Annotated in this window: 27 protein-coding genes; 15 read left to right on the top strand and 12 right to left on the bottom strand. The window is 74.0% G+C overall.

Going from position 1 to position 26,853, the window contains the following annotated elements; genetic code table 11:
* Positions 1 to 54: 54 nt before the first annotated feature.
* From BIV28_RS12720 to BIV28_RS12705, 4 genes are all read right to left on the bottom strand, one after another.
* A complete protein-coding gene (locus tag BIV28_RS12720; protein ID WP_076262390.1) occupies positions 55 to 705 on the bottom strand; it encodes a hypothetical protein in 651 nt (216 codons plus the stop codon).
* A gap of 97 nt (positions 706 to 802) precedes the next feature.
* Positions 803 to 1,609: a pentapeptide repeat-containing protein gene (locus tag BIV28_RS12715; RefSeq protein WP_076262388.1), complete on the bottom strand. Its 807-nt coding sequence runs from the start codon at positions 1,607 to 1,609 to the stop codon at positions 803 to 805.
* Positions 1,609 to 2,058: a hypothetical protein gene (locus BIV28_RS12710; protein WP_076262386.1), complete on the bottom strand. Its 450-nt coding sequence runs from the start codon at positions 2,056 to 2,058 to the stop codon at positions 1,609 to 1,611. The genes BIV28_RS12715 and BIV28_RS12710 overlap by 1 nt, the downstream gene beginning before the upstream one ends.
* The gene (locus BIV28_RS12705; protein WP_076262384.1) at positions 2,055 to 2,453 is read right to left on the bottom strand and encodes a DUF2237 family protein; all 399 of its coding nucleotides are present in this window, start codon (positions 2,451 to 2,453) and stop codon (positions 2,055 to 2,057) included. Before BIV28_RS12705 ends, BIV28_RS12710 begins: the two co-directional genes overlap by 4 nt.
* Before the next feature lie 113 nt (positions 2,454 to 2,566).
* Here BIV28_RS12705 and BIV28_RS12700 point away from each other — a divergent pair, with 113 nt between their 5' ends.
* From BIV28_RS12700 to BIV28_RS12665, 8 genes are all read left to right on the top strand, one after another.
* Positions 2,567 to 3,535, top strand: coding sequence for a phage tail tip lysozyme (locus BIV28_RS12700; RefSeq protein WP_076262382.1), 969 nt, complete (start codon positions 2,567 to 2,569; stop codon positions 3,533 to 3,535).
* Positions 3,536 to 3,549: 14 nt separating this feature from the next.
* Positions 3,550 to 4,008 (top strand): hypothetical protein, encoded by a 459-nt coding sequence (locus BIV28_RS12695; protein ID WP_207555962.1) that lies wholly within the window; start codon positions 3,550 to 3,552, stop codon positions 4,006 to 4,008.
* 6 nt (positions 4,009 to 4,014) lie between these two features.
* Positions 4,015 to 4,425, top strand: a complete 411-nt coding sequence (locus BIV28_RS12690) for a TIGR03618 family F420-dependent PPOX class oxidoreductase (protein ID WP_076262378.1) — start codon at positions 4,015 to 4,017, stop codon at positions 4,423 to 4,425.
* The gene (locus tag BIV28_RS12685; protein WP_083707314.1) at positions 4,422 to 6,557 is read left to right on the top strand and encodes a penicillin acylase family protein; all 2,136 of its coding nucleotides are present in this window, start codon (positions 4,422 to 4,424) and stop codon (positions 6,555 to 6,557) included. The genes BIV28_RS12690 and BIV28_RS12685 overlap by 4 nt, the downstream gene beginning before the upstream one ends.
* Positions 6,558 to 6,698: 141 nt before the next feature.
* Positions 6,699 to 7,937: a hypothetical protein gene (locus tag BIV28_RS12680; RefSeq protein ID WP_207555961.1), complete on the top strand. Its 1,239-nt coding sequence runs from the start codon at positions 6,699 to 6,701 to the stop codon at positions 7,935 to 7,937.
* Positions 7,938 to 8,004: 67 nt separating this feature from the next.
* Positions 8,005 to 8,400 (top strand): hypothetical protein, encoded by a 396-nt coding sequence (locus tag BIV28_RS12675; RefSeq protein ID WP_076262372.1) that lies wholly within the window; start codon positions 8,005 to 8,007, stop codon positions 8,398 to 8,400.
* A gap of 38 nt (positions 8,401 to 8,438) precedes the next feature.
* The gene (locus tag BIV28_RS12670; protein ID WP_076262370.1) at positions 8,439 to 9,530 is read left to right on the top strand and encodes a DNA polymerase IV; all 1,092 of its coding nucleotides are present in this window, start codon (positions 8,439 to 8,441) and stop codon (positions 9,528 to 9,530) included.
* An 81-nt stretch (positions 9,531 to 9,611) separates the two neighbouring features.
* Positions 9,612 to 10,331: a phosphatase PAP2 family protein gene (locus BIV28_RS12665; protein WP_076262368.1), complete on the top strand. Its 720-nt coding sequence runs from the start codon at positions 9,612 to 9,614 to the stop codon at positions 10,329 to 10,331.
* Positions 10,332 to 10,334: 3 nt separating this feature from the next.
* On the opposite strand, the gene BIV28_RS12660 is transcribed toward BIV28_RS12665, so the two are convergent.
* Positions 10,335 to 10,802 (bottom strand): MarR family winged helix-turn-helix transcriptional regulator, encoded by a 468-nt coding sequence (locus BIV28_RS12660; protein ID WP_076262366.1) that lies wholly within the window; start codon positions 10,800 to 10,802, stop codon positions 10,335 to 10,337.
* A gap of 139 nt (positions 10,803 to 10,941) precedes the next feature.
* On the opposite strand from BIV28_RS12660, the gene BIV28_RS12655 reads away from it, so the two are divergent.
* Positions 10,942 to 12,168 carry an MFS transporter gene (locus BIV28_RS12655; RefSeq protein WP_076262364.1) on the top strand — a complete coding sequence of 409 codons (1,227 nt, stop codon included), beginning with the start codon at positions 10,942 to 10,944 and terminating at the stop codon, positions 12,166 to 12,168.
* A 63-nt stretch (positions 12,169 to 12,231) separates the two neighbouring features.
* Positions 12,232 to 12,789 carry a GNAT family N-acetyltransferase gene (locus tag BIV28_RS12650; RefSeq protein ID WP_076262499.1) on the top strand — a complete coding sequence of 186 codons (558 nt, stop codon included), beginning with the start codon at positions 12,232 to 12,234 and terminating at the stop codon, positions 12,787 to 12,789.
* 122 nt (positions 12,790 to 12,911) lie between these two features.
* Here the strand turns inward: BIV28_RS12650 and BIV28_RS12645 are convergent, their stop codons facing one another.
* The 5 genes from BIV28_RS12645 to BIV28_RS12625 all read right to left on the bottom strand — a co-directional run bounded on the left by BIV28_RS12645 (position 12,912) and on the right by BIV28_RS12625 (position 19,213).
* Positions 12,912 to 14,201 (bottom strand): sugar ABC transporter permease, encoded by a 1,290-nt coding sequence (locus BIV28_RS12645; RefSeq protein WP_076262362.1) that lies wholly within the window; start codon positions 14,199 to 14,201, stop codon positions 12,912 to 12,914.
* On the bottom strand, positions 14,198 to 15,037 hold the full coding sequence (locus BIV28_RS12640; RefSeq protein ID WP_076262360.1) for an ATP-binding cassette domain-containing protein: 840 nt from the start codon (positions 15,035 to 15,037) through the stop codon (positions 14,198 to 14,200). Before BIV28_RS12640 ends, BIV28_RS12645 begins: the two co-directional genes overlap by 4 nt.
* Before the next feature lie 100 nt (positions 15,038 to 15,137).
* Positions 15,138 to 16,226, bottom strand: coding sequence for an ABC transporter substrate-binding protein (locus tag BIV28_RS12635; RefSeq protein WP_076262359.1), 1,089 nt, complete (start codon positions 16,224 to 16,226; stop codon positions 15,138 to 15,140).
* Positions 16,227 to 16,319: 93 nt separating this feature from the next.
* Positions 16,320 to 17,516 (bottom strand): ROK family transcriptional regulator, encoded by a 1,197-nt coding sequence (locus BIV28_RS12630; protein ID WP_076262357.1) that lies wholly within the window; start codon positions 17,514 to 17,516, stop codon positions 16,320 to 16,322.
* Between the two features lie 50 nt (positions 17,517 to 17,566).
* On the bottom strand, positions 17,567 to 19,213 hold the full coding sequence (locus tag BIV28_RS12625) for an FAD-binding dehydrogenase (RefSeq protein ID WP_076262355.1): 1,647 nt from the start codon (positions 19,211 to 19,213) through the stop codon (positions 17,567 to 17,569).
* Between the two features lie 116 nt (positions 19,214 to 19,329).
* Between BIV28_RS12625 and BIV28_RS12620 the strand changes: the two genes are divergently transcribed.
* The gene (locus tag BIV28_RS12620; RefSeq protein WP_076262353.1) at positions 19,330 to 19,938 is read left to right on the top strand and encodes a ClpP family protease; all 609 of its coding nucleotides are present in this window, start codon (positions 19,330 to 19,332) and stop codon (positions 19,936 to 19,938) included.
* Complete coding sequence (locus BIV28_RS12615) at positions 19,935 to 20,543, top strand: ClpP family protease (protein WP_076262352.1); 609 nt, start codon at positions 19,935 to 19,937, stop codon at positions 20,541 to 20,543. The genes BIV28_RS12620 and BIV28_RS12615 overlap by 4 nt, the downstream gene beginning before the upstream one ends.
* On the opposite strand, the gene BIV28_RS12610 is transcribed toward BIV28_RS12615, so the two are convergent.
* Positions 20,532 to 22,946: a helix-turn-helix domain-containing protein gene (locus BIV28_RS12610; protein ID WP_083707313.1), complete on the bottom strand. Its 2,415-nt coding sequence runs from the start codon at positions 22,944 to 22,946 to the stop codon at positions 20,532 to 20,534. The two genes, BIV28_RS12615 and BIV28_RS12610, sit on opposite strands and share 12 nt — an antisense overlap.
* A gap of 168 nt (positions 22,947 to 23,114) precedes the next feature.
* Positions 23,115 to 23,567: a hypothetical protein gene (locus BIV28_RS12605; protein ID WP_076262348.1), complete on the bottom strand. Its 453-nt coding sequence runs from the start codon at positions 23,565 to 23,567 to the stop codon at positions 23,115 to 23,117.
* 300 nt (positions 23,568 to 23,867) lie between these two features.
* On the opposite strand from BIV28_RS12605, the gene BIV28_RS12600 reads away from it, so the two are divergent.
* Genes BIV28_RS12600 through BIV28_RS12590 form a run of 3 tightly spaced genes read left to right on the top strand, consistent with a single transcriptional unit; the run spans position 23,868 to position 26,710 of the window.
* Complete coding sequence (locus BIV28_RS12600; RefSeq protein ID WP_083707312.1) at positions 23,868 to 24,629, top strand: M15 family metallopeptidase; 762 nt, start codon at positions 23,868 to 23,870, stop codon at positions 24,627 to 24,629.
* Positions 24,617 to 25,717, top strand: a complete 1,101-nt coding sequence (locus tag BIV28_RS12595) for a peptidoglycan recognition protein family protein (RefSeq protein WP_083707311.1) — start codon at positions 24,617 to 24,619, stop codon at positions 25,715 to 25,717. The genes BIV28_RS12600 and BIV28_RS12595 overlap by 13 nt, the downstream gene beginning before the upstream one ends.
* Before the next feature lie 45 nt (positions 25,718 to 25,762).
* A complete protein-coding gene (locus tag BIV28_RS12590) occupies positions 25,763 to 26,710 on the top strand; it encodes a phage tail tip lysozyme (protein WP_076262346.1) in 948 nt (315 codons plus the stop codon).
* Positions 26,711 to 26,853 lie beyond the last annotated feature (143 nt).

The following is a 26,853-nucleotide window of genomic DNA, read 5'->3' as shown; positions in this document are numbered from 1 at the left end:
TCCCGGCTGTCCGCGTGCCGGTCGCCGCCGCCGGGCCCGTGGCGCAGGGCGGGTTCAGCGGCTCGTCGTCGGTGCCGGCGTCGGTGCCGGGAGCGTGAACGTCGTCGACAGCGCGCCGTTGACGAGGGCGAGGAAGGTGCCCGTCTCCTGGCGGATCACGGCGTACCGGGCCGCCGCCTGTGGCGAGGCGGCCTCCGCCTCGCGCACCGCGGCGTCGGTGAAGAGCCGGAGCGAGGACAGCCTCGCGTAGTACGTCGGCGCGTCGAGGCCGGGCGGCGACCCGCCCGCGCCGAGCGCGGCGAAGTGGCGCGCCAGCGTGTCGAGCCGCACCGCGGCGGTGTTGCCGTTCAACGGGATCCCGTCGAGCGTGCGGATGTCCGACAGGAGGGCCGCGTAGCCGTTCAGGGCCGTCGCACGGTTGAACACGGAGGTGCTCGTCAGGGCCGGTCGCGGGAGCATCGTCACCGTCACCGTGGGGGTGGCCCGCACCGTGACCGTCGAGGTCACCGCGACCGTGGCCGTCTGCGTCACGGTCTGCGTGTCGGTGACCGTGACGCTCACCGTGTCGCGGACGCCCGCCCCCTGCGCCGCCTGGCTCAGCTCGACCGACGGGTTGCCCGACGAGCACGCGGACACGGAGACGGCCAGGGCCAGCGCGAGAGCGGGGCCGAGGACGGCGGCTGCCGTGGCACGGGCTCGGTGCACGGTCGCCTCCCTCGGTCGCCGGGTGTGTGGTCCGACGATTGTCAGCACGCCAGGGCACGTTTCGGGGCCGAACGACCGAATCGGGTCACCCGACCGCTCAGGTGCGGGCCGCGGCGCGCTGCGGCCGCGTCAGGAAGAGTGCCCCCTCGAGGTCGGCGCCCCGCAGGTCGGCGTCGCGCAGGTCGGCGCCGAGCAGGTCGGCCCGGCGCAGGTCCGCCCCACGCAGGTCGGCGGCGATGAGCAGCGCCCCGCGCAGGTCGGCGCCGCGCAGGTCCGCACCGCGCAGGTCCGCGCCGACGAGGTCGGCCCCGGGCCGCGCCCTGCGGTCCGGGACCCCGCGCGGACCGGGCGCCGACGCGCGCACGAGGGCGCTGACGCGTCCGAGCACCGGGCCCACGCGTCGTCGCAGGGCGTCGAGGTCGAGGGCGAGCAGCGTTTGGGCGTCGGCACCGCTGAGGCCGACCGCCTCGTCGACCAGCCCCTCCACCTCCGTGCCGAGTGGGTCGCCCGGCGCCGCCGACGCCCCGTGAGCCAGGAGCCCGGCCGCCTCGGTGAGCAGCGCGAGCACCTCGTGCACCTGGCGCAGCACCGGCAGGACGGCGAACATCGACGCCGCCGTGCCCGGGGCGTCGCGCCACGACACCCCGCCGAAGGTCACCTGCGACACCTGCTGGCCCGCGCCGAAGCAGTCGAAGACGGTGCAGCCCTTCCAACCCGTCTCGCGGAGCCGGTCATGGATGCCGCACCGGTCGTCGGCGAGGAGGTTGCGGCACGGCTCCCCGGCGGGCTTGTCCACGGGGAAGTCGGCCGAGCGGGTCAGCGGCAGCGCCACGCAGCAGAGGCCGAAGCAGCGGGAGCAGTCGGGCACGAGCTCGGGGAGCACGCCGCTCGGGGGCGCACCCATCACGACATCCGGTCGGACTCGACGGTGGTGCGGTCGACGCCGCCCGTGGCAGAAGGCGACTCGTACCGGACCGGCATGCCGGGGTGGGCCGGGGCGAACCAGAACGTGGCCGCGTCCGCGCCGGTGCCGACCCGGTAGCGCAACGTCTCCACCTCGCCGAGCGGGAGCGTCACGGTCTCGCGCGTCACCGTCGTGACCTCCTCGGGGAACGACGCGTGGGCCTGCAGCTCGAGCCACGTGGACCGCGTGGCCTCGACCTCGCCGGCCGGCGCGCCGTCGGGCCCGAGGGTCCAGCGGTCGACGGTGACGCCGTCGGCGTCCCCGTCGCGGTAGCGGTTCACCCGCCGGAACGGCTCGCCGCCGGCCGGTTCGACGAGCAGCGTGATGGTGCGGCCGTCGGGGCAGCCGGCGCGGATCTCCCCGGCGGTGAAGGGCGTCGGCGCGTTCACAGCAGCGAGCTCGGGTCGTCGGGGATGTCGGCGGCGTAGTCCTGCAGGAGCTGCAGCGGCACGACCTCGAGCGCGCGCTCGTGCGTCGCGGCGAGGAACACCGGGGCCGCGACGCCGTCCTGCTGGGCCTGCAGCCAGCGCGCGGCGACGACGCACCAGCGGTCGCCGGGCGTCAGCCCCGGGAAGCGCCACTCGGGCCGCGGCGTCACGAGGTCGTTGCCGACGGCGCGCTGGTGGTCGAGGAACTCGCGGGTCGCGATGACGCAGATCGTGTGGCTGCCGCGGTCCTCGGGGCCGGTCGTGCACCAGCCGTCGCGGTAGAAGCCGGTGAGCGGGTCGGTGCCGCAGGGTTCGAGGTCGCCGCCGAGCACGTTGCGCTCCCGCCGATCCGCCATGCGCCCAACGTAGCGTCCGGCGCCGGGCCCCGTCTCGAGTGGCGAGGGCCTCGATCCGGTGCCAGTGTCCTGTGGCGGACCAGGCAACCGGACCGGCCCCGAGAGGACACCCCATGCACCGCCTCGCACGCCCGACCCGCGCCCGCCGGGTGCTCACCGCCGTCCTCGCGGGCGCGTCCGCGCTCGTCCTCGGGGTCGCCGTGGCACCGAGCGCGTCCGCCGCCTCTAACGACGAGATCGCCTTCGACTACTTCGTCGGCAAGGGTCTGACCGAGAACCAGTCGGCCGGCATCGTCGGCAACCTCATCCAGGAGTCCGGCAGCCCGATCAACCCGTACGCCGACCAGCCGAACGGGCCCGGCATGGGCATCGCGCAGTGGAGCGAGGGTGGCCGGTGGGACCACGACGCGAGCGACAACGTGGTCTGGTACGTCGGGCAGAGCGGTCGCAGCCGCTACGACCTGACCGCCCAGCTCGACTTCACCTGGTACGAGCTCTCGACGTTCTCCGGCTACGGCCTCGCCGACCTGCGCGCCGCCACCAGCGTCGACACCGCCACGACGGTCTTCATGCAGAAGTTCGAGCGGTGCGGGACGTGCGCGACGACCCAGCGCATCGCCTACGCCAAGGACGCCCTGGCCAAGTACGGCACAGGCGGCAGCGGCGGTGGCGGCTCCACCGAGACGGCCCTGCCGACCCTGCGCAGCGGCAGCCAGGGCACCGCGGTCCGCACCCTGCAGTACCTGCTGCGCTCGCGCGGCTACGCGGTCACGGCCGACGGCGTCTTCGGCGCGGGCACCGACTCCGCCGTGCGCTCCTACCAGTCGGCGCACGGGCTCGGCTCGGACGGCATCGTCGGCACCAACACGTGGAACTCGATCCTGCCGGTGCTGCGCCAGGGCGACAGCGGCGACGCGGTCACCGGCCTGCAGCGCGAGCTCGTCGACGCCGGCTACGCGCTGACCGTCGACGGGTCCTTCGGGCCGGCCACCGACTCGGCCGTGCGCTCCTACCAGCAGGCGAACGGCCTGCTCGTCGACGGCGTCGTCGGCACGAACACGTGGGGCAGCCTCGTCGACTGACTACGCTGGATCCCATGGCTGGGATGCGCGACTACGACGACAGCGAGCAGGACTACGTCGACGCGTGTCGCTCCCGCTCGGAGACCCAGGCGGCGATGTTCCGCGAGGTCGCCCAGGCGGCGCGCGACCACGGCGACGCCGACGTCGACCTCCTCGAGGGGGCGCTCGCCTCGCTCGAGTACGAGTACTTCAACAACATGCTCATCGTCCTCGAGGGCTACTTCGGCGAGCGGTCGCGAGCCCTCCTCGGCCGCGGGGGCGCCGTCGACGAGGTGCGGGCCGTCGTCCGGTCGCTCATGGAGGACGGCGGCACGTTCGTCGCCGACCCGCGCTCGCCGCTCGACCCCGCGCGCACCGTGCTGCGCCTCGCGCCGGGCGACCCCGTCCGCCTGACCCTCCAGCAGTACATGCGCCTCGCCGACGCGTTCTTCCGCCAGGTCGAGGCCCACCTGTCCCACGGCGGGCAGGGCTGACGCGTCGTGAGCCGTCCGCCCCTGCCCGGCGAGGTCGCCGAGTTCCTGGCCCGTCCCAACCACGCCACGATGAGCACGGTGCGCCGCGACGGCCAGCCCGTCTCGGTGCCCACCTGGTACCTCTTCGAGGAGGGCCGTGTCGTCGTCAACCTCGACGCCGGCCGCACCCGCCTGGCCCACCTGCGCCGTGAGCCGCGGGTCGCCCTCAGCGCCATCGACCCCGACGACTGGATCACCCACGTCAGCCTCCAGGGCCACGTCGTCGAGCTGTTCGACGACGCCGACCTGCGCGACATCGACCGCATCGCACGGCACTACACCGGCAAGCCGTACCGGGTGCGCGACCGCCCGCGCGTCACGGCGCGCGTCGAGGTAGACCGCTGGCACGCGTGGGGCCGGCTGAAGGACGCGAGGTGACGGCACGCGTCCGTCGGGACCCGCTCGGGGTGCCGCACCTGTGGGCCGACGACGTCATCGAGCTGGCCCGTCTGCAGGGGCAGGTCACCGCGCTCGACCGCGCCTGGCAGATCGAGCACCACCGCTGGCGGATGGAGGGACGCACGGCCGAGCACGTCGGGGTCGACGGCCTCGACTGGGACCGGTTCGCGCGCCAGGTGCGCCTCGAGCACACGGTCCGCCGCTGCTTCGAGAAGCTCGACCCGGAGACCCAGGAGTGGCTCGCCGCCTACGTCGACGGCGTCAGCTCGACTCTGGCAGAAGGGCTCTCGAAGGCATCCGAGATCCGATCGCTCGGCCTCGAGGAGTACGCCGCGGCCCCGCGCCCGTGGCAGCCGTGGACCCCGCTCGGGATCTTCTGGGGCATCCACCTGCTCTTCGGCACCTTCCCCTCGAAGCTCTTCAACGCCCACGTCGCCGCGCGGCTCGGGGCGGAGGTCGTGCCGCTGCTGCGCACCGAGGGCTCGGACCGCTCCGGCAGCAACGCGTGGGTCGTCGCCGGTCACCGCACGGCCGGTGGCCTGCCGCTCATCGCCGGCGACCCGCACCGCACCATCGAGCTGCCCGGCTGCTACCAGCAGGTGGGCCTCGCCTGTCCCGAGCTCGACGTCGTCGGGTTCACCTTCCCGGGCGTGCCCGGCGTCCAGCACTTCGCGCACACCGGCACCGTGGCCTGGGGCATCACCAACGCCATGGCCGACTACCAGGACCTCACGACCGAGTCGCTGCGCGTCACCGGCCACGACGCGTCGGGCGGGCTCGTCCTCGAGGTGCGCGGTGTCGACGGCTGGGAGCCGGTCGACGCCTCGAGCGAGGTCGTGCGGGTGCGTGGCGGCGACGACGTCGTCGTGCCCGTCGTCGTGACGCGTCGCGGGCCGGTCGTCACCGGGCTCGAGGCCGAGCTCGACCGGGCCGCCGCGGAGCACGTGGCGGCGGGCGGCGACCCCGCGTCCGCGCCCCGGCGCAGCCACCCGCCGGCCTACAGCCTGCGCACGCCCACCTCCGTCGAGGAGGACCTCGGCTTCTCGGCGCTGCTGCCGCTGCTGCGTGCCCGCAGCGTCGACGACGTCGAGGCGGCCTTCGCGCGCTGGGTCGAGCCGGTCAACAGCGGGCTCGTCGCCGACACGACCGGACGCGTCCGGCACGTCGTCGCCGGCCGCGTGCCCGACCGCGACCCCTCGGCCCTCGAGCTGCCGGTGCCGGCGTGGGACCCCCGCCACGCGTGGCGCGGCTACCGCACGCCACCGGTGACCGACGTCGACGACGTCATGGTCAGTGCCAACGACCGGGCGAGCGGCGGCGGCCTCGGCGTCGACTACGCGACCCCCTTCCGGGCCGAGCGGATCCGCGCCCTCGTCGGCGACCGCACCGACCTCACCGCCCTGGACTTCGCGGCGATCCACGTCGACACCCTCAACGGCCAGGCCGAGCCGATGCGTCCGCTCGTCGAGGCGGCCGTGGTCGACGGCCGGGCGGCCGCGGCGCGCGAGACGCTCCTCGCGTGGGACGGCCACAGCGACGTCGACAGCCACGCGGCCGCGCTCTTCGCGGCCTGGCGCACGGCGCTCGTGCACTGGTTCGCGGAGCAGCCGCAGCTCGCGGCGGTGCGCGAACCCCTCGGCCACTCGAGGATCTTCGCGGCGTGGACCAACCCGTTCGGCCAGCTCGGTGCCGGCTGGCACACGCTCGTCGAGGGGGCGGACGCGCTCGGCATCGACGTCTCGGTCGGGGTCCGGGTCGCGCTCGAGCGGGCCGCCGGGTCGGTCGGCCCGGACGCCATGTGGGGCGACCGGCACCGCCTCGACCCGCTCCACGCGCTCGACGGCGTCGGTGGTGCGCCGTCCGTGTCGCCCGACCCCGTGCCGGGCGACAAGGGCTGCGTCCTCGCGGCGGCCAGCGCCCCCGGCGTCACCGACCGTGCCTACGGCGGTCCGGTCGCGCGGTACGTGTGGGACCTCGCGGACCGCTCGGCGAGCCGCTGGGTCGTGCCGATCGGCGCCTCCGGGGTCGAGGGCGACCCACATTTCGCCGACCAGACTGCGGCGTGGCTCACCGGACGCCTATACCCCGTGCACGACGATGGCGGGGCGTGATCCGCCGCACTTGACCATTCTTTTACCTTTTGCGGGACATTTCGTGACTTTCCCCGTACGCTCGAGCCTGACGGACCGGTGGGACGGTCCGCGGGGGTCGGGTCGAGGGTCCCGATCGTGAGGGGTGGAGGGGGTCCGGACATGTCCAGGACGACGACGATGCACCGCATGGCGCTCGATCTCTCGCTCGACCGCGCCCTCGTGCCGGTGGGCGCCGGGACCGGCGAGCGGCTCCTGCCCGACCCCGAGTGGCCCGTCCCTCCGCGCGGCTGGCACCTCTGGGCCGCAGCGCTGCCCGAGCCGGGTGCACCCGGTGCGTCCGCCGATGGCGCCCTCGGCGCCGACCGGGCGCCCGAGCGCGCCGACGTCGACCTCACCGGTGACGACGAGACGCGCCCGTTCGTCGAGGCCGACGACGCCGCCTTCACCCTCCCGTCGCGCCCGGTCATCGCGCCGCGCGACACCGTCGACCTGCTCGCCCGCCCGCGCCGTCGCCGGCTCCCCGAGGGCTCCGGCCTCGGCTTCACACTGATGGCCGCCCTCGTCGTGCTCGGCACGCTCATCGGGGGCCCCACCGGGGGCCTCGTCGTCCTCGGCGTCTCGACGCTGCTCGCCGCGTCCGCCGCGATCATCCTCGGCCGCCTGACGCTCCACCACGTCGGTGGCCTGCGCGGCGGCAGCCTCCTGCTCGTCGTGGCCGTCGGCGCGCTCATCCTCGGCTCGGTCGACGCCGCGGCCCGCCGCGAGGACGCCGTCCAGCACGGCGTCCCCGTCCCCGTCTCCTCGGCGATCGCCTCCAGCCATGCCGCGACGCCGTCGGCGTCCGCGTCGGTGGCGCCGACCACGCCGCACCGCACGAGCACCGAGCTCAGCGCGGTCCCGTCGGTGACCGGCACGCTCGTGCCGCCGAGCCGGCACGCCGCCGGCGGGTCGGCGGCCCCGGCCCCGCGCAGCAGCGCGTCGCACGCGAGTGCGACGGCCGAGGTCGTGCGCGCCGCGGCGACGCCGTCGGCGCCGATCCTGCCCACCGACGCGTTCGCCCCGAAGCCGGGACTCGGCGGCCTGGCCGCCGTGGCCGGCACGGGCGCACTGCCCGCGACGCCCACCGGCCTCACCGCTCCCGCGACGACGGCACCGGCCGCCCCCAAGTCGGCCAAGCCGGCGAAGACGGCCAAGCCTGCGAAGACGGCCAAGCCTGCCAAGCCGGCCGCGGCCGTCACTCCGGGCGCGACGAAGAACGCGACGAAGCAGGCGGCCAAGGCGACGAAGCAGGCGGCCAAGGCGACGAAGCAGGTGGCCAAGCAGGTGGCCGGGGCGACGAAGTCGGACGCGAAGGCTGCGGCGAAGAGCGCGGCGAAGGCCGCTCGGGCGACCCGCTGAGCCGGCAGCCCGGCACGTCGCGCCGGACCCACGTCCCGCACGGGCGGTGCTGTGCGAGAGTGACCCCGTGAGCACAACGACGCGGCGCTCGGCTGCCCTGTGGCTCGTCGGCGCCGCCCTCGTGGGCGGGGTCGCGGCCGTCCTCCACGTCCTGCGTTCCGACCTCGGCGGTGCCCACACGAGCCTCGGGCTCGAGGTGTCGGCGTGGCTCGTCACGGCGCTCGCCGCGCTCATGCTCTACCACGGGGTCGTCGTCGCGGCCGAGGCCCAGGACGCAGCGGCACCCGCCGCCGTCGAGGACTGGGACGAGCCCGACGCCCCGGGCGGCGACGCGTCGGTCGGCCCGGTCCTCGACCCCTCCCGGGTCGACCCCGACCCGGCCGCCGGGGTGCCCGAGCGGGCGGACGTCGAGACGCACGAGACCTACACCTTCAAGCGCGGCAAGCGCATCGGCGGGTCCTGAGCCGTCGGGTCGTCGGTGGCCGTGGGCACAATGGCGACATGACCGACGGCGCCGCCCCCGCCACGAGCTGGGTGCTCCACGTCGACCTCGACCAGTTCATCGCCGCCGTCGAGGTGCTGCGCCACCCCGAGCTCGCCGGCCGGCCAGTCATCGTCGGCGGTCGCGGCGACCCCACCGAGCGAGCCGTCGTCTCGACGGCCAGCTACGAGGCGCGGCAGTACGGCGTCGGGTCGGGGATGCCGCTGCGGCTGGCGGCGCGCAAGGTGCCGGACGCCGTCATCCTTCCCGTCGACGCCGAGGCGTACACCGAGGCGTCGGGCCGGGTCATGGAGACGCTGCGCTCGCTCGGCGTCGTCGTCGAGGTGCTCGGCTGGGACGAGGCGTTCCTCGGCGTCGACACCGACGACCCGGAGGCCTTCGCCGCCCGCGTCCGGCAGGCCGTGCTCGAGGCCACCGACCTGCACTGCTCGGTCGGCATCGGCGACAACAAGGTGCGCGCCAAGATCGCCACCGGGTTCGGCAAGCCCCGCGGCGTCTTCCGGCTCACCCGCGACAACTGGTTCGAGGTCATGGGCGAGCGGCCGACCGTCGACCTCTGGGGCGTCGGGTCCAAGGTGTCCAAGCGGCTCGCGGCCCACGGCATCCACACGGTGCGCCAGCTGGCCGATGCCGACGAGTCCGTCCTCGTCGGCGAGCTCGGCCCGCGGATGGGCGTCTGGTACCACCAGCTCGGTCGCGGGCTCGGCTCGGCCGTCGTCGACGACTCGCCGTGGGTGGCGCGCGGCCACAGCCGCGAGACCACGTACCAGGAGAACCTCACGACGCCGGCGCAGGTGCAGGAGGCGGTGCGGGTGCTCGCCGCCCAGGTCTTCGAGGACACCGTCAAGGAGGGGCGCCCGGTCTTCCGGGTCACCCTCAAGGTGCGGTACGCCCCGTTCTTCACCCAGACCAAGGCGCGCAAGCTGCCGGCGCCCACCACCGAGCTCGACGCGGTCGTCGCGGCCGCCGTCGAGCTGGCCGGGCGCCTCGACCCCGACCGTGAGGTGCGCCTGCTCGGCGTCCGCGCCGAGATGGTGATGCCCGAGGAGGGCGACCCGGTCGAGCGCACCCCGATCCGCGGCCGCCTCTAGGGCGTGGTCTCGACCGAGGTGGACGCCGCCTGTACGGGGGGTGGCAGGCGGCTGTCAGGTTGGTGGCCTACGGTCGTGCCCATGTCTCTTCGCCCGAGCAGCACCGCCGACGTCCGCCGCCGCATCGGCGGCTCCGGGGTGCTGCCCGCCGTGGGCGGGTGCCTCGTCCTCGTCCTGCTGCTCACCGTGGCGCGCGAGCCCCTGTACCGGGCGACCGCGGCGTTCGGTACGGCCCTGCCCGGACCGCTCGGTGCGCTCTTCGAGGTCGTCGGCGAGCTCGGCATCATCGTGCTGCTCGGCGCGGCCGCCTTCCTCGCGTGGCGGGCCCGGTCGCGTGGCCTCGACCACGTCGCGGTCGCGGTCGCTGCCGCGGTCACGACGGTCGGTGCGTACGTGCTGAGCGAGGTCGTCAAGTCGCTCGTGGGGGAGGAGCGGCCGTGCCGCACCCTCGCCGTGCACCCGCTCGCGGCCTGCCCGCCGCCGGGCGACTACTCGTGGCCGAGCAACCACGCCGTCATCGCCGCGTCGCTCGCGACGGCCGTCGTCGTGCTCGCCCCGACGTGGTGGCGCTTCGCCGTCCCGGTCGCGATCGCGGTCGGCGTCTCGCGCGTCGTCACGGGCGCGCACTACTGGCACGACGTCGTCACCGGGGTGGCCGTGGGCGTGCTCGTCGTGTGGTTCGCGACGTGGGCCCTCGTGCCGTGGCTGCACGCCCGGCTCGAGGCGTGGGTCGACGGCTCGGCCCCCGACCTCGTGCGCCGCGTGGTCGGCGAGCCGGTGCGGGAGCGTCCCGAGGCCTGAGCCTCAGCGACGCGTCGCAGCCGCTGACGCTGACGCCGGCGCGTGGAGGAAGTCGACGAGGGGCGCGAGCTCGGGCACCTCGCGGGCCTGCTCGAGCGAGGCCTCGAGCACGCGGTCGTGGGTCGGTGACGCGGCCCGGTGCAGGCTCCGGCCGCTCGCCGTCAGCTCGGTGTAGATGCCGCGGCGGTCGTCGGCGCAGAGGACGCGGGTCAGCAGGCCGCGCTCCTCGAGCCGGTTGACGAGGCGGGTCGTGGCCGAGGAGGAGAGGGCGGCGGCGCGGGCCAGCTGCGACATCCGCATGTGCCAGCCGTCCTGGCGGGAGAGGGCGTCGAGGACGGTGAACTCGACGGCGGAGACGCCGTGCTCGCGGCTCAGCTCGCGCTCGAGCGCGGCCTCGATGTGCCCGTGGAGCGCCGCGAGCGTGCGCCACCCGTTGGCGCGCACCTCCACGGCGGAGTCGGCGATACCCATGCGTCCATTCTAACCCGCGCTTGCAATATCCCGCGTGTGCAACTAACTTCGATCCGGTCAGTTAGTTGCACACGCGGCCTATCGGCGACGACAACGACGCGCCCCGACGCTCCCGCGTCCTCCCGGAAGGACTCCTCGCATGCCCCTCGGCCTCATCGCCCTCGCCCTCGGTGGCTTCGGCATCGGCCTCACCGAGTTCGTCATCGCCGGCCTGCTCTCGGCCGTCGCCACCGACATGGCGGTCACGATCCCGACGGCCGGCTACCTCGTCAGCGGCTACGCGCTGGCGGTCGTCGTCGGCGCCCTCGGTCTGACGCCGCTCATCGGCGCCTGGCGCCCCAAGCGCGCCCTCCTCGCCCTCATGGTGCTCTTCGTCGTCGGCAACGCGGCCTCCGCCCTCGCGGGTGGCTACGCCGCCCTGCTCGCCGGACGCGTCGTCGCGGCCCTCGCCCACGGTGCCTTCTTCGGCATCGGCTCGGTGCTCGCCGCCTCGCTCGTGCCGGCCGACCGCAAGGCCGGCGCCATCTCGATCATGTTCGGCGGGCTGACGCTCGCCAACGTCCTCGGCGTCCCGCTCGGCACCTTCGTCGGGCAGCAGTGGGGCTGGCGGGCCACCTTCGCGGTCATCGCCGTCGTCGGCGTCGTGGCCCTCGCCGGGATCGCACTCCTCGTCCCCGACGCGCCGGTGGCGGGTCACGCCCCGGGCGGCACGGGGCGAGCGGCGTCGCTGCGCACCGAGCTCGCGGCGTTCCGCTCGGCGCAGGTCTGGTACTCCCTCGCCATGACGGTGCTCGTCTTCGGCGGGATGTTCGGGGCGTTCATGTACGTCGAGCCGCTGCTGACCCGCGTGTCCGGCTTCGGCGAGTCGGCCGTGCCGTGGCTGCTCGTGCTCTTCGGGGCGGGGCTGTTCGCCGGCAACCTCCTCGGTGGCCGCTGGGCCGACCGCGCCCTGACCCGCACGCTCGTGACCCTGACGATCGCCCTCGGCGCCTCCCTCGTCGCCTTCGGCCTGCTCGCCGGCAGCCGTTGGGGCGCCGCCGCGATGCTCCTCGCCATGGGTTTCTTCGGGTTCGCCACGGTGCCCGGCCTGCAGATGCGGGTGCTCGAGCACGCGTCGGCCGCCCCGACGATGGCCTCCTCGACCAACATCGCCGCCTTCAACGTCGGCAACTTCCTCGGCGTCTGGCTCTCGGGCCTCGCCATCGCCGCGGGCCTCGGCTGGACCTCGCCGCTGTGGGTCGGCGCGGCCCTGAGTGGCCTCGGCCTCGTGGTGCTCCTCTCCGCGACGGCCGCCGGACGACGAGGGGCCTCCGCTCCGCTCGCCGAGGCCGTGTCCCCCGTGCGGCCGGAGGTGCCGGTCGGCTGAGGGGCGTTGCGCCGCAGGGAACTCGGTTGCCCGGGCGGTGGTCGCGGGGAGAGCATGACGCGCATGACGCTGCCTGCTCCCACGCTGGCCACCGCCCGCCTCCGGCTCCGCCCGTTCGCCGACACCGACGCCGGCGACCTCTACGCCCTGCAGAGCAACGCGACGGTGCTCCGCTACTGGGACTCGCCGCCGTGGACCGACCCGGCCCGGGCGCAGAAGTTCCTCGACGTGAGCCGCCGGATGGAGGAGGAGGGGACCGGCGTGCGGCTCGTCCTCGAGCGTGCCGACGACGGCGTCTTCCTCGGGTGGATCACCCTCAACCGGTGGAACCCCGACTTCCGCAGCGCGTCGCTCGGCTACTGCCTCGGCGAGGCCGCGTGGGGGCACGGCTACGCCACCGAGGCCGCCCGGGCCCTGCTCGAGTGGGCCTTCGGTGCCCTCGACCTCAACCGCGTCCAGGCCGAGGTCGACACCCGCAACCCGGCCTCGGCCCGGGTGCTCGAGAAGCTCGGGTTCGTCCTCGAGGGGACGCTGCGCGAGGACTGCGTCGTCGGCGGCGTCGTCTCCGACTCGTGGGTCCACGGACTGCTGCGGCGCGAGTGGCAGCCGTCGCCGCGCTGAGTTCGCGGACGCCAGAGGGCCCGGCGGTGGTCTCCCACCGCCGGGCCCTCCTCCCGCCCCCGCCGACCGACCGTCGGCGAAGGTCTCGTGCCGACCCCGGCACGCCCGACGCGACTGGCGCGTCAGGCCCGCCCGTGGGCCGCCCGGCTGCGCCGGCTCAGCGCGTCCACCGTCACGGCGAGGAGCAGCACCGCGCCGGTGATCATGTACCGCTCCGGGGAGCCGAGGTTGATGAGGGCCAGGCCGTTGCTGATCGACTGGATCACGAGGATGCCGAGCAGCGCCGCGTAGGCCGAGCCCCGTCCGCCGAAGAGGCTCGTGCCGCCGATGACGGCCGCGGCGATGGCGTTGAGGTTGGTGTCGGCGCCGCCGCTGCTCTGGTTGGCGGCCGCGAGGCGAGCCGCGGCGAAGATGCCGCCGACCGCCGCGAACGTCGAGCACAGCGCGAAGACCGTGAGGTAGATGCGTCGCACGTTGATGCCGGCCCGACGGGCGGCCTCGACGTTGCCACCGACCGCCATGACCGAGCGGCCCCAGCCGGTACGGCGGATCACGAAGTCCATGACGACGACGAGCGCGAGGAACACGAGGAACATCACCGACACGCCACGGTCCTGGTTGAGCACCGCGATGGGCGCGATGAGGACGAGCGCGAGGCCGGCGGTGCGCGCGGCGACGAAGCCGACCGGCGTCGTCGACAGGCCGGCGGCGTCACGGCGGGCGTTGGCCCGCAGGCGGGTCGCCGCGTAGGCCGCGACGACGAGCAGTGCGAGGACGTAGGCCACGACGGGCGGCAGGAACGTCTGCTGGGCGAACTTCACCAGGCCCGAGTCGAACGGCAGGTTGATCGAGCCGGTCTCGCCGAGGACCTTGAGCTGCAGGCCGAGGAAGCCGAGCAGGCCCGCGAGCGTGATGACGAAGCTCGGCACGCCGAACCGGGTGTAGATCGCGCCGTAGGCGATGCCGATGACCGTGCCGGCCAGGATCGCCGCGACGATGGCGACGACCGCCGGCCAGCCGCGCTCGACGGTGCCGACCGCGACGATCGCCGCCGCGAGGCCGCTGATCGAGCCGACGGACAGGTCGATCTCGCCGAGCAGCAGCACGAGCACGATGCCGATCGAGATGGTGCCGATGGCCGCGCTCTGCAGCGTCAGGTTGACGAGGTTGCGGGGCGACAGGAACGCGTCGTTGAGGCTCTGGAAGACGACCCAGATGATGACGAGGCCGACGACGACCGGCAGCGCGCCGAGGTCGCCGCTGCGCAGCCGGGCGAGGAAGGCGCGGGCCGCGCCGGCGACGCCGGCCTCGGCGATGAGGCGCTCGTCCTGCAGGTCGGCCGGCAGCGCCGGGGCCGGGGCGGGCTCGGCGGTGGTCGCGTCGCGCGTCGGGTCGGGCGTCGTGGTGCTCACTGCTGCTCCTGCGTCTCGGTCGGCTCGGCCTGGGCGCGCCGGGAGGCCCGCTCGGACACCGCGTTGGTCGTGGCGCCGGTGATCGCGGCGATGATCTCCTGCACGTTGGTCCGGCTGACGTCGAACGTTCCGTTGTTGCGCCCGAGCCGGAGCACGGTGACGCGGTCGGCGACGGCCATGACGTCGCTCATGTTGTGGCTGATGAGGATGACGCCGAGCCCGTTCTCGCGCAGGCGCTCGACGAGGTTGAGCACCTCCGCGGTCTGTGCGACGCCGAGGGCCGCGGTGGGCTCGTCGAGCATGACGACCTTGGGGTCACCGAGCAGCGAGCGTGCAATGGCGACCGTCTGGCGCTGGCCGCCGGAGAGGCTCGCGACGGGGATGCGCACCGACGGGATGCGGGCCGAGAGCTGGCGCAGCAGCCGCCAGCTCTCCTGCTCCATCCGCACCTCGTCGAGGGCCCGGCCGGTGCGCAGCTCGCGGCCGAGGAAGAGGTTGGCGACGACGTCGAGGTTGTCGCACAGGGCGAGGTCCTGGAAGACCGTCGCGATGCCGAGCCGCTGCGACTCGGCGGGGGAGGAGACCGTCGCGGGCGATCCGGCGAACTCCATGGTGCCGGCGTCAGGCGTGTAGACGCCGGCGATCGTCTTGACGAGCGTCGACTTGCCGGCGCCGTTGTCGCCGACGAGCGCGACGACCTCGCCCGGGTTGACGTCGAAGTCGATGTTCGAGAGGGCCTGGACCGCACCGAAGCGCTTGGAGATGCCGCGCAGCGAGAGCACGGCCGTCTGCGTCGGTGCAGGTGGCGGCGAGGTGGTGGCGGTCGTGCCGGTCATGGGGCCGTCCTTCGGTCGGAGAGGGAGCGGGAGGGTGGTGCCGGTGGAGGGGAGCGGGGGTGCGGGCGGCCCGGTCGGCGCCGCCCGCACCCGGAGTGCGTCAGCTGATGCCGGCGGCCGCGCAGGCGGACGCGGCGCTGCCGGAGCAGATGTCGGCGGTCTTGTAGATGCCGTCCTTGACGACGGTGTCCTTGATCTTGTCCTTCGTCACGGCGATCGGGTCCAGGATCGTGGCCGCGATGCCCTTGAAGTCGCCGGACTTCTCCGGCGTCTCCTTGGCGGCGAGGGCGAGGGCGGCCTTGGCGGCAGCCTCGGCCTCGGGCTTGATCGGCTTGTAGATCGTCATCGCCTGGTCGCCGGTGAGGATGCGCTGGATCGCGGCCAGCTCGGAGTCCTGGCCGGTCACCGGCGGCAGCGGGTTGACGCCGCCACCCTTGAGGGCCGCGATCGCGCCACCCGCGGTGCCGTCGTTGGCCGCGTAGACGCCGACGAGGCTGCCCTTGACCGCGGAGATCTGGCCCTCCATCCACTGCTGGGCCTTGTCGGGGCTCCAGTCCGGGGTGTCGTACTCGGCGGCGACCTTGAAGCCGCTGCCGTCGATGACGCTGTGCGCGCCCTTCTTGAAGTCGGCGGCGTTCGGGTCGGTCGGCGAGCCGTTGATCATGACGAGGTCGCCGGAGGTCTTGCCGCTCTTCTTGACGAGGTCGACGAGGGTCTGGGCCTGCAGCTTGCCGACGGTCTCGTTGTCGAAGGACACGTAGTAGTCGGCGCCGTCGATGAAGCGGTCGTAGGCGACGACGGGGACGCCGCTGCTCTTGGCGCTGGCGACGACCGACGCGGCGGCCTTGCCGTCGACCGGGTCGAGGACGAGGACGTTGGCGCCCTGCGTCAGCGCGGCCTCGGCCTGCTGCTGCTGCTTGCTGGCGTCCTGGTCGGCGTTGCTGTAGATGACCTGGCAGTCCGCGCACGAGGCCTTGACGGCGGCCTCGAAGAGCGGGCGGTCGAACGTCTCGTAGCGGGTGGTCTTCGACTCGGGCAGCAGGAGGGCGATCTTCTTGCCGCCGGCGGCTGCCCCGCCGCTGCTTCCGGAGGTCGAGCCGTTGCTGTTGCCGCCGCACGCGGCGAGCGAGGTGATGCCGAGGCCGGCGGCGAGGACGAGGCCGGCCAGACGGGTCGAGCGAGCACGCATGGTGTGGAACTCCCTTGTTCTTGCGCCGGCAACCTCGGTGGTGCGGCCGTACGGAGTACAGCGTGTGCGCGGCCTTGGCGTCAAGCCTTGAATTCAAGAAGTGGACGTAATCGTTACCATGAGGCCCTCGCGGGACGCGTGGAGCGCCTCCGCGGCGACGATCGCGCCGACGACGTCGGCGTCGGTGTCGAGCTCGGACCGACGGATCTCCACCGACGCGGCGGCGCTCGGGATCGCGCTGCGCTCGAGCGCGCGGCGCATCGGGTCGGTGATGAGGTCGCCGACGGCCGAGAGCTGGCCGCCGACCACGACGACCTGGGGGTTGAGCAGGTTGACCAGGCCCGCCACGGCCACCCCGAGGTGGCGTCCGGCGTCCTCGAGGACCCGGCGGCAGCCGATGTCGCCGTCGAGGGCGCGCGCCACGAGGTCGCGCAGCGTCAGGCGGCCGTGCGAGCCCGCCAGCGCCTCGGTCAGCGCCGGCGACCCGATGAAGGTCTCGAGGCAGCCGCGGTTGCCGCACCGGCAGATCGGGCCGTGCTCGTCGATGGTGAGGTGGCCGATCTCGCCGGCCGTGCCGGCATGGCCGCGGAACAGCTCGCCGCCGAGCACCAACCCGGCCCCGACGCCGTAGGAGAGCTTGATGTAGGCCGCATCCGAGATCCCTTGCAGCGCACCGCATCTCAGCTCACCGAGGGCGCCGAGATTCGCCGTGTTGTCGACCGACACGGGGGCGCCGATGCGCCCGCTCATCTCGTCGGCGACGTCGACGCCCCGCCACCCGGGCAGGATGCTCTCGGACCCGACCTGGCCCGTCACGCTGTCGACCGGGGCGGGGATCCCGACACCGACGGCCTTGATGTCGGGCATCTCGCGACCGGCCTTCTCGACGAGGTCGTGGAGCAGGCGGGCGGCGCGCTCCATGCCCTCGTCGGCGGCGTGGTCCTTCGGCAGGGGCATGCGCTGGCGCCCGATGACGTCGCGCGGTCCGGTGGCCACGGCGACGCGCACGTCGCGGTCGCCGAAGGCGATGCCGGCCAGCAGCGTGTTGCCGGTCGCCAGCTTGACGAGGACGGCGCGGCGGCCGTTGCGGATGCTCGGGGCCAGCTCGACGACGGCCGCTGCGTCGAGCTCCTTGACCATGTTCGAGACGGTCGCCGGGGACAGCCCGGTCGCGCCGGCGATCTCGACCTGGGTCATGGCGCCCTGGTCGCGCAGGGCCTCGAGGACGCGCAGGCGGTTGGCTTCGCGCAGTGACGCCTGCGAGCCGGGGGATGCCTGCGATGAATTCACGGGGTAAAGATAAGGGCTGGGGTTCGGTTTGGGTAGCGAGCGTCCGCCGGTCAGAGCGCCGCCGCCACGGAGCGCCCGGCCGTGCGGCCGCTGAAGAGGCAGCCGCCGAGGAAGGTGCCCTCGAGGGAGTTGTAGCCGTGCATCCCGCCCCCGCCGAACCCGGCCACCTCGCCCGCCGCGTACACGCCCGGCAGCGGCTCGCCGCCGGCGCGCATGACGCGTCCGGTGAGGTCGGTCTCGAGGCCGCCGAGGGTCTTGCGGGTCAGGATGTTGAGCCGCACCGCGATGAGCGGACCGGCCTTGGGGTCGAGGAGCCGGTGCGGTGTGGCCACGCGGATCAGCCTGTCGCCGCGGTAGTTCCGCGCGCCGCGGATGGCTGTGACCTGCGCGTCCTTGCCGAAGTCGTTGGCCATCTCGTTGTCGCGGGCCACGATGGTGGCCCGCAGCGCCGTCTCGTCGACGAGGTCCTCGCCCGTCAGCGCGTTCATGCCCGCGACGAGCTGCTCGAGGGTGTCGGCGACGACGAAGTCCTCGCCGTGCCGCTTGAACGCCTCGACCGGCGCCGGCGCCCCCGGCCGGACGCGTCCGAGCACCTGGCGCACGTCCTTGCCGGTGAGGTCGGGGTTCTGCTCCGAGCCGGAGAGGGCGAACTCCTTCTCGATGATCTTCTGGGTCAGCACGAACCACGAGTAGTCGTGGCCGGTGCGCATGATGTGCCCGAGCGTGCCCAGGGTGTCGAACCCGGGGAAGTAGGGCGCCGGAAACCGCCGGCCCGTCGCGTCGACCCACAGCGACGAGGGCCCGGGCAGGATGCGGATGCCGTGGTTGTCCCAGATCGGGTCCCAGTTGCGCAGGCCCTCGGTGTAGTGCCACATCCGGTCGGGGTTGATGACCCGGCCACCGGCGGCCTCGGTGATGCCGAGCATCCGGCCGTCGACGTGCGCCGGCACGCCTGCGACCATCCGCCTCGGTGGCGTCCCGAGCCGCTCGGGCCAGGCCTTCCGCACGAGGTCGTGGTCGCCGCCGATGCCGCCGCTCGTGACGATGACCGCCTGGGCGGTGATCTCGAAGTCGCCGACGACCTCGCGGTTCGTCGGGCGCCCGCGCGGCGCGTCGTCCGGTGCGAGGACCGCGCCGCGGACGCCGCTGACGACGCCGCCGGACTCGACGAGCTCGTCGACGCGGTGGCGCAGGGCGAGGGTGACGCGTCCGGCCGCGACGCCGGCCCGCACCCGACGCTCGAAGGGCTCGACGATGCCCGGGCCCGTGCCCCACGTGATGTGGAAGCGCGGCACGGAGTTGCCGTGCCCGTCGGCGCGGCCGTCACCGCGCTCGGCCCACCCGACGACGGGGAAGAGCCGGTGGCCGAGGTCGTGCAGCCAGGCCCGCTTCTCGCCGGCGGCGAAGTGCAGGTAGGCCTCGGCCCACTTGCGCGGCCAGAAGTCCTCGTCGCGGTCGAACTGCGCCGAGCCCATCCAGTCCTGGGTCGCCAGCTCGATGGAGTCCCGGATGCCCATGCGCCGCTGCTCGGGCGAGTCGACGAGGAACAGTCCCCCGAAGCTCCAGAACGCCTGGCCGCCGAGCGACTGCTCGCCCTCCTGGTCCACGAGCACCACCCGCTTGCCGGCATCGGCGAGCTCGGCGGTGGCGACGAGCCCGGCCAGGCCGGCTCCCACGACGACGACGTCGGCTTCCATGCAGGGCAACCTACCGGTGCCCGGACCCCGACCCCCGGCGATCCGTCCGCCGGGGGCGTATCCGCCCGCGGCAGAGACGCACCTCCGGACGACGCGTCGGGCCGCACGCTGGGGGCATGACCGACCAACTCGCACCAGCCGCGCTGGACGACCAGCTGTCGATGCAGCTGCTCCACCAGCGGATCATCGTGCTCGGGTCCGAGGTCGATGACCCCGTCGCCAACCGGATCACGGCCCAGCTCCTGCTCCTGTCGGCGCGCGACCCGCGCAGCGACATCAGCCTCTACGTCAACAGTCCCGGCGGCTCCGTCACCGCGGGCCTGGCCATCTACGACACGATGCGCGTCATCCCCAACGACGTGTCGACGCTGGCGCTCGGGTTCGCGGCCTCGATGGGGCAGTTCCTCCTCGGAGCCGGCACGCCCGGCAAGCGGTTCGCCCTGCCCAACGCGCGGATCATGATGCACCAGCCCTCGGCCGGCATCCAGGGCACGGCCGCCGACGTCGAGGTGCAGGCCAACAACCTCAAGGCCGTCAAGCGCAGCGTCAACGAGCTGCAGGCCGAGCACACCGGCCAGAGCGTCGAGCAGATCACCCTCGACAGCGAGCGCGACCGCTGGTTCAGCGCCGAGGAGGCGCAGGCCTACGGCATCGTCGACCACGTCGTCGCCTCGCTCGCCGACGTCCGGCCGCAGGGCGTCGAGCGGAAGGTGGGCCTGCGGTGAGCAGCTACACGATCCCCTACGTCGTCGAGCGCACCCCCGCCGGCGAGCGCAGCTTCGACATCTACAGCCGGCTGCTCCAGGAGCGGATCATCTTCGTGGGCACCGAGATCGACGACGGCGTGGCCAACGTCGTCATGGCCCAGCTGCTCCACCTGTCCGATGTCGCGCCCGAGCGCGAGGTGTCGCTCTACGTCAACAGCCCGGGCGGCTCGTTCACGGCGCTCATGGCGATCTACGACACGATGCAGTACGTGCCGACGCCGGTGGCGACCTGGTGCCTGGGCCAGGCGGCGTCGGCCGCGGCCGTGCTCCTCGCGGCCGGCGAGCCGGGGCGGCGCTTCGCGCTGCGCCACTCGCGCGTCCTGCTCCACCAGCCGTCGGCCGGTGGGCAGGGCACCGTCAGCGACCTCGCCCTCCAGGCCGACGAGCTGCTCCGCGTCCGTTCGGAGGTCGAGGAGGTGCTGAGCCGGCACACAGGGCGCAGCATCGAGCAGCTGCGCCTCGACACCGACCGCGACAAGGTGCTCACCGCCCGTCAGGCGGTCGAGTTCGGCCTCGTCGACCACGTCGTCGAGCGGGCCGAGGAGACGCGGCTACCGGGCTGAGGCCGCCGGGACCGCGACGGTGCCGAGCAGCTGGCGGGCCTCGGCCACGGCCCGCCACTCACCGCGCCGCACGTGGATGCGCAGCGCGGCGTGCCAGTGCTGCTCGGCCTCGTCGCGGCGCCCGAGCCGCAGGAGCGCGAGGCCGAGCCGCTTGCGGATGCTCGCCTCCCACTGCCCGGCGTCGGCGGCGACGACGAGGGCCAGGCCGTCGGTCAGCACCGTGAGGCCGCGGTCGGGGTCGCCGGAGACCAGGTGCCAGTAGCCGAGCTCGTCGAGCGACTCGGTGACGCCGGCGCGGTCGCCGATCTCGCGGTAGATGGCCAGGCTCTGCTCGATGTGGCGGCGGGCGGGCTCGAGGTGGCCGCTGTCGCGGAGCATGACGCCGAGGTTGACCGACGCCATGGCGATGCCGCGCCGGACGCCGATCCGCGTGTAGAGGTCGAGCGAGCGCTGCTCGTGGACGACGGCGGTGGCGAGGTCGCCGCGTCGGGAGTGGAGCAGCCCGAGGTCGCGGTGCGCCGCCGCGACGGCCCGGGTGTCGCCGGCTCGCTCGCTCAGCTCGAGGGCCCGCGTGCGCAGCTCGATGGCCTCGCCGACGCGGTCGAGGCGTCCGAGGACGATGGCGACGGTGCCGAGCGCCGCGGCCTCGGCCGAGGCGTGGCCGCAGGCGTGGAAGGTGCCGGCGGCGCGGCGCGCCTCCTCGAGGGCGGCGGCGTGCTCGCCCCGCCCGCTCAGGGCCAGGGCGAGGTCCTCGTGCAGGTGCCCGACGAGCGACGGCGACGCGTCCGGCGCCTCGGCCGCGGCCGCCGCCAGGGCGAGCCCGAGCATCTCCGGCCAGCCGGCCGTGTCGACGCGGGCGACGTAGTAGGTGATGAGCCCGAGGGCGAGCCACGGCACGTGGCGTCGGGCCGGGTGGTCGGCCGTGGCGAAGGTCTGGGCGAGGCCGACGATCTGGTCGGCGTCGGCGACGAGCAGGTCGAGGCAGGCGGAGCTCTCGACGAGCGCACCGGACGGCGCCGTCAGGGCGGCCTCGTCGACGCCGCGGGGCACGCCACGGCTGTGGTGGCGGGTGCGCCAGGCGACGGCGACGTAGAACGCGAGCAGCCGCTCGAGGGCGGCCGCCGTCTCGTGCGGTGCCAGCGTGGCCTCGGCCCGCTCGCGCGCCACCGCCTGCACGAGGTCGTGGACGCGGTACCGGCCCGGCGTCGTCGTCTCGACGAGGCTGACGTCGGCGAGCCGCTCGAGCGCGGTGGCCGCGTCGTCGTCGGGCAGGCCGGTGAGCGCGGCGACGGCCGGGACCGAGAGGGACGCCGAGGGCAGCAGGCCGCACCACAGGTGCACGAGCGCGGCCGCGGCGTCGACGGGGTCCTCGCTCGACTCGAGGTGCTCGACCGACAGGGCGATGTTCGAGCGCACCGCGAGGTCGCCGCAGCGCAGCTCGCCGAGGCAGGTGCGGGCCTCGGCGAGGCGCGAGGCGAGGAACTCCAGCGGCCACGACGGGCGGGCGGTCAGCCGCGAGGCGACGATCCGCAGCGCGAGGGGCAGGCCGCCGCACGCGTGCGCGAGCTCGGCGGCGGCGTCTGGGTCGGTGGCGAGGCGGTCGGCGCCGACGAGCTCGTCGAGCAGGCGGCGGGACTCGTGCTCGGGCAGCACGTCGAGGGGCACGTGGTGCACGCCGACGCGTCCGGTCAGCGCCCGCCGGCTCGTGACGAGAACGGCGCACCCCGGGGCCGCCGGCAGCAGCGGCTCCACCTGGGTGGCGTCGGCGGCGTTGTCGAGGACGATGAGCAGCCGCGAGCCGGACACGAGCGAGCGGAAGATCGCCGCCGCCTGGTCGACGTCGTCGGGCACCTCGCCGGCATCGCCCCCGAGCGAGCCGACGAGGAAGGAGAGGGCGCGCTGCGGCGGCAGCGGTGCCCGGGCGTCGTGGCCGCGCAGGTCGAGGTAGAGCTGGCCGTCCGGGTAGTCGTCGACGACGGCCGCGGCGGCGTGTACCGCGAGGGTCGTCTTGCCGAGGCCGCCCATCCCGACGACCGCGACGACGACGGGGGAGTCGCGCCGCTCCGGGTCGGCGAGCAGCGCCGTGATGCGCCCCAGCTCGGCGGCGCGTCCGGTGAAAGCGGGTGCGCGCGCCGGCAGCTGCCGCGGGACGTCGTGGCGGGCGGTGGTGGGGGTGGCGCGGGGTCGGCGGGAGGCGGCCGCGAGGGCACCCCGGTCATCGGGGGCGAGGCCGAGGCCGTCCGCGAGCAGCTGGACCGTGTCGGCGCGTGGGTAGCGCCGATGGCCCCGTTCGAGGGCGCTGATGCCCTCGACGCTGAGGCCCGACCGTTCGGCCAGCGCCTCCTGGGTCAACCCGGCCGTACGGCGCATCCGCCGCAGAGCCGTACCGAAATCTCCGTCCATACCGTCCCCTGATCGGTCTGGGCCGCAGGGCGGCCCGCGCGAAGACGGGACCTGCGGGGTCCCGCAGTCGAATCGTGGGGGAGGGGCAACGGCCTCGCAACTCGGGGCCCGGGCAGAGCACGGCGAGGGGCCCGGCGACGCGCCGGGCCCCTCGCGTGGCCGGTCGGCTCAGCCGCGCCAGCCGTCGGGCACCGTGCCGGTGACGACGTGGTAGGTGCCGGAGCACGTGCCGCCGTCGCTCCAGATGCGCACGGTGTCGACGTCGTTGGCCCAGGTGTTCGTGCCGGACAGGGTGTAGTCGCCGAGGTTCACGGCGGTGTTGCGCGGGATGCAGATGTACCGGTCGGGCGAGGAGCCGGTGTCGAGCAGCCACACCGAGTCGTCGTTGCGGGTGTTGACGACGGAGTCGGCCCGGTTCTGCCCCGAGGAGGGCAGGTTCTGGTAGATCGTGTCCTGCCCGCCCCAGAACACCGTGCCGGACTGGTAGCTGCCGTCCTTGAGGCAGACCTTGGGGTAGCTGCAGCCGTACATCGAGGACGCCTGGGCCGATGGGGCGGCGGCGACGCCGACGCTGACGGCCGCGGCCACGCTGACGACTCCGGCGACGAGCTTGCTGTTCATGGGTTCCTCCTCGGGTCGGTACCGGCGGCGGATCGCCGGCCGTTGCCCTGACGGTGTCGCGCCGGCGCTCGCGGGCCCACGGACACCGGTGGATGTCCGGTCGGACACGGCCGGTGTCCGGGTCGCGCGAGCCCGGACAACGCAATGTCCGGGTCGGAGTGCGTGGGCGCCCGGGTGCGCGGGTGGCGACGCTGGGACGGCCGGATGGGGAGTGCTCCCCATCCGCTCGGCGCGCGGTTCGCGGACCGCTCGGACACGCTCGAGACGCAGGGACACGGCAACTCACGAAAGGACACGCACATGCGCACCTCACGACTGGCCCGATCTCTCGCGGCCATGACCCTCGCCATCGGCGGCCTCACCGTCGCCACGGCCACGGTGACCGCCACTGCCCCGACGGCGCACGCCGACGAGTGCTACACGTGGAGCCGCACGCTGAGCAACGGCACGTCGGGCTCGGACGTCAGCCAGCTGCAGATCCGCGTCGCCGGCTGGGCCGGCTACGGCGTCAACATGGCCATCGACGGCCAGTACGGCGGCCAGACGACCACCGCGGTCAAGAACTTCCAGTCGGCCTACGGCCTCGCGGCCGACGGGGTCGCCGGACCCGCCACGTTCTCCAAGATCTACGCGCTGCAGGACCCCGACTGCACGCCGATCCACTTCAGCTACGCCGAGGCCAGCGAGAACTGCGGCCGCGGCCTCAACGGCAACGGGTCGGTGTCCCTGGCCACCGCCCGGGAGAACCTCAAGCGCGTCATGTGGCGGGCCGAGGCGCTGCGCCACCGGATGGGCGACCACCCGTTGCGCGTCACGTCGGGCTTCCGCGACAAGGCCTGCGACGCCGGCGTCGGCGGCACCGGTGGTGGGCAGCACACGTACGGCACGGCGCTCGACCTCGTGCCGGCCGACAGCGGCACGACGCTGTGCAAGATCGCCCAGAACGCACGCTACGCCGGCATGGGCGGCATCTTCGGGCCGGGCTACCCGGGCCACTCGGACCACACCCACGTCGACATCCGCTCGGGCCAGACCTGGAGCGCGTCCCAGTGCGGGATCTGAGCGCCAACGCGGCCCCGCGTCCCTCGCGCCGGGCGGTCCTCGGAGGACTGCTCGGCGCGGGGGGCCTCGGCGCCCTGTCCGTCGGCAAGGCCGGGCCGGCCAACGCCGCCGTCGCGCGGCCGGCCATCATCGGGTGCGCCACGTGGGGCGCCCAGCCCGCGACGTCGACCATCAGCATGGTCGGTCCGCCGCAGAAGATCCTCGTGCACCACACGGACTCGGCGAACACGACCGACTACTCGCAGGCCGCCGCGTACACGATCGCCCGCAACATCCAGCAGTGGCACTTCGCGCGCGGCTGGATCGACTCGGGGCAGCAGTTCACGATCAGCCGTGGCGGCTACACGCTCGAGGGCCGACACCGCTCGGTCGAGGGCCTCGGCTCCGGCACGAGCAGCGTGTTCCCGCTGGGGGCGCACTGCACGGGCCAGAACTCGACGTCGATCGGCATCGAGAACGAGGGCACGTACATGACGGTCCTGCCGACCAGCGCGCAGTGGACCGCCCTGGTGAACCTCTGCGCCTACCTGTGCCAGACCTACGGCCTGGGCCCGGAGGACATCTACGGCCACCGTGACTTCCTCGACACCGACTGCCCGGGAGATGCCCTGTACGCCAGGCTCCCCCAGCTGCGTTCCGAGGTGGCCGCCAAGCTCGGCACGACGAATCCCCCTCCGCCGCCGACGCGTTCGTGGCCGACACTCTCGCAGGGGGCGTCCGGCTTCCGTGTCACGACGGCGCAGTACCTGCTGCGCCACTCCGGCCGCAGCCTGTCGGTGGACGGCGCCTTCGGGCCCGGCACGAAGTCCGCCGTCGTGTCGTTCCAGCAGTCCAAGGGCCTGACGGCCGACGGCAGCATCGGCCGTCTCACGTGGGAGTCGCCGCTCGCCGTGACGTGCAGCCAGGGCCAGACCTCCGACGCGGTCCGCGGCGTCCAGACGGCCCTGACGGCCAAGGGCAACACCGTCACCGTCGACGGCGTCTTCGGCTCCGGCACGGCCTCGGCGGTGCGGTCCTTCCAGACCGCGAACGCCCTCGACCCCGACGCCGTCGTGGGTCTCAACACGTGGAGCAGGCTGCTCGCCTGAGGTGAGCCGTACCCGAACCACTCGATCGCACAGGAGGATCCACCGATGAAGACCCATCGCCGGACGTTGTCCGGCCTGCTCGCGGCGGTCGCCGTGCTCGTGCTCGGCGTCGCCGTGGCACCGAGCGCGTCGGCGGCCAGCAACGACGAGATCGCCTTCGACTACTTCGTGTCCAAGGGCCTCACGGAGCGCCAGTCCGCCGGCATCGTCGGCAACCTCATCCAGGAGTCCGGCAGCCCGATCAACCCGTACGCCAACCAGGCCGGCGGCCCGGGCATGGGCATCGCCCAGTGGTCCGAGGGCGGTCGCTGGGACACCGACAGCCGCGACAACATGGTCTGGTACGCCGGGCTCAGCGGTCGCAGCCGCTACGCGCTCGGGGCCCAGCTCGACTTCACCTGGTACGAGCTGACGACCTTCTCCGGCTACGGCCTCGCCGACCTGCGGGCGTCGACGTCGGTGAGCACCGCCACGACGGTGTTCATGCAGAAGTTCGAGCGCTGTGGCACCTGCGCGACGACGCAGCGCATCGCCTACGCCAACGACGTGCTCGCCAAGTACGGCACCGGCGGCACGGGCGGCGGCACGACCGAGACGAGCCTGCCGGTGCTGCGCAACGGCAGCAGCGGCTCGGCGGTGCGCACCCTGCAGTACATGCTGCGCGCCTCGGGCCGGTCGGTCACGGCCGACGGGATCTTCGGCTCGGGCACCGAGTCAGCGGTGCGGTCCTACCAGTCGGCGCACGGCCTCACCGTCGACGGCGTCGTCGGCAACAACACGTGGTACTCGATCCTGCCGGTGCTTCGCGAGGGCAGCAGCGGCGAGGCGGTCAAGGGCCTGCAGCGCGAGCTCGTCGACGCCGGCTACTCGCTGACGGTCGACGGCTCGTTCGGACCGGCGACGAACACCGCCGTGCGGTCCTACCAGTCCAAGGTGGGCCTCGTCGTCGACGGCGTCGTCGGCAACAACACGTGGGGCAGCCTCGTCGACTGAGGGAGGGGCCGCCTCAGCTGGCGAGCACGAACGACGCGCGGGCGCCCGTGGCCGGAGGGGTCACGGGCGTCAGCGCGCCCTGGTCGGCGAGATCGGCGCGCTGGTGCTCGATGCGGGTCGTCAGGTCGAGGACCGGCGCGACG

This window comes from Intrasporangium flavum (assembly GCF_001956915.1).
Classification (GTDB): domain Bacteria; phylum Actinomycetota; class Actinomycetes; order Actinomycetales; family Dermatophilaceae; genus Monashia; species Monashia flava.
Note: the sequence above shows the minus strand (reverse complement) of the source record. Positions and strands in the feature narration are given on the sequence as shown.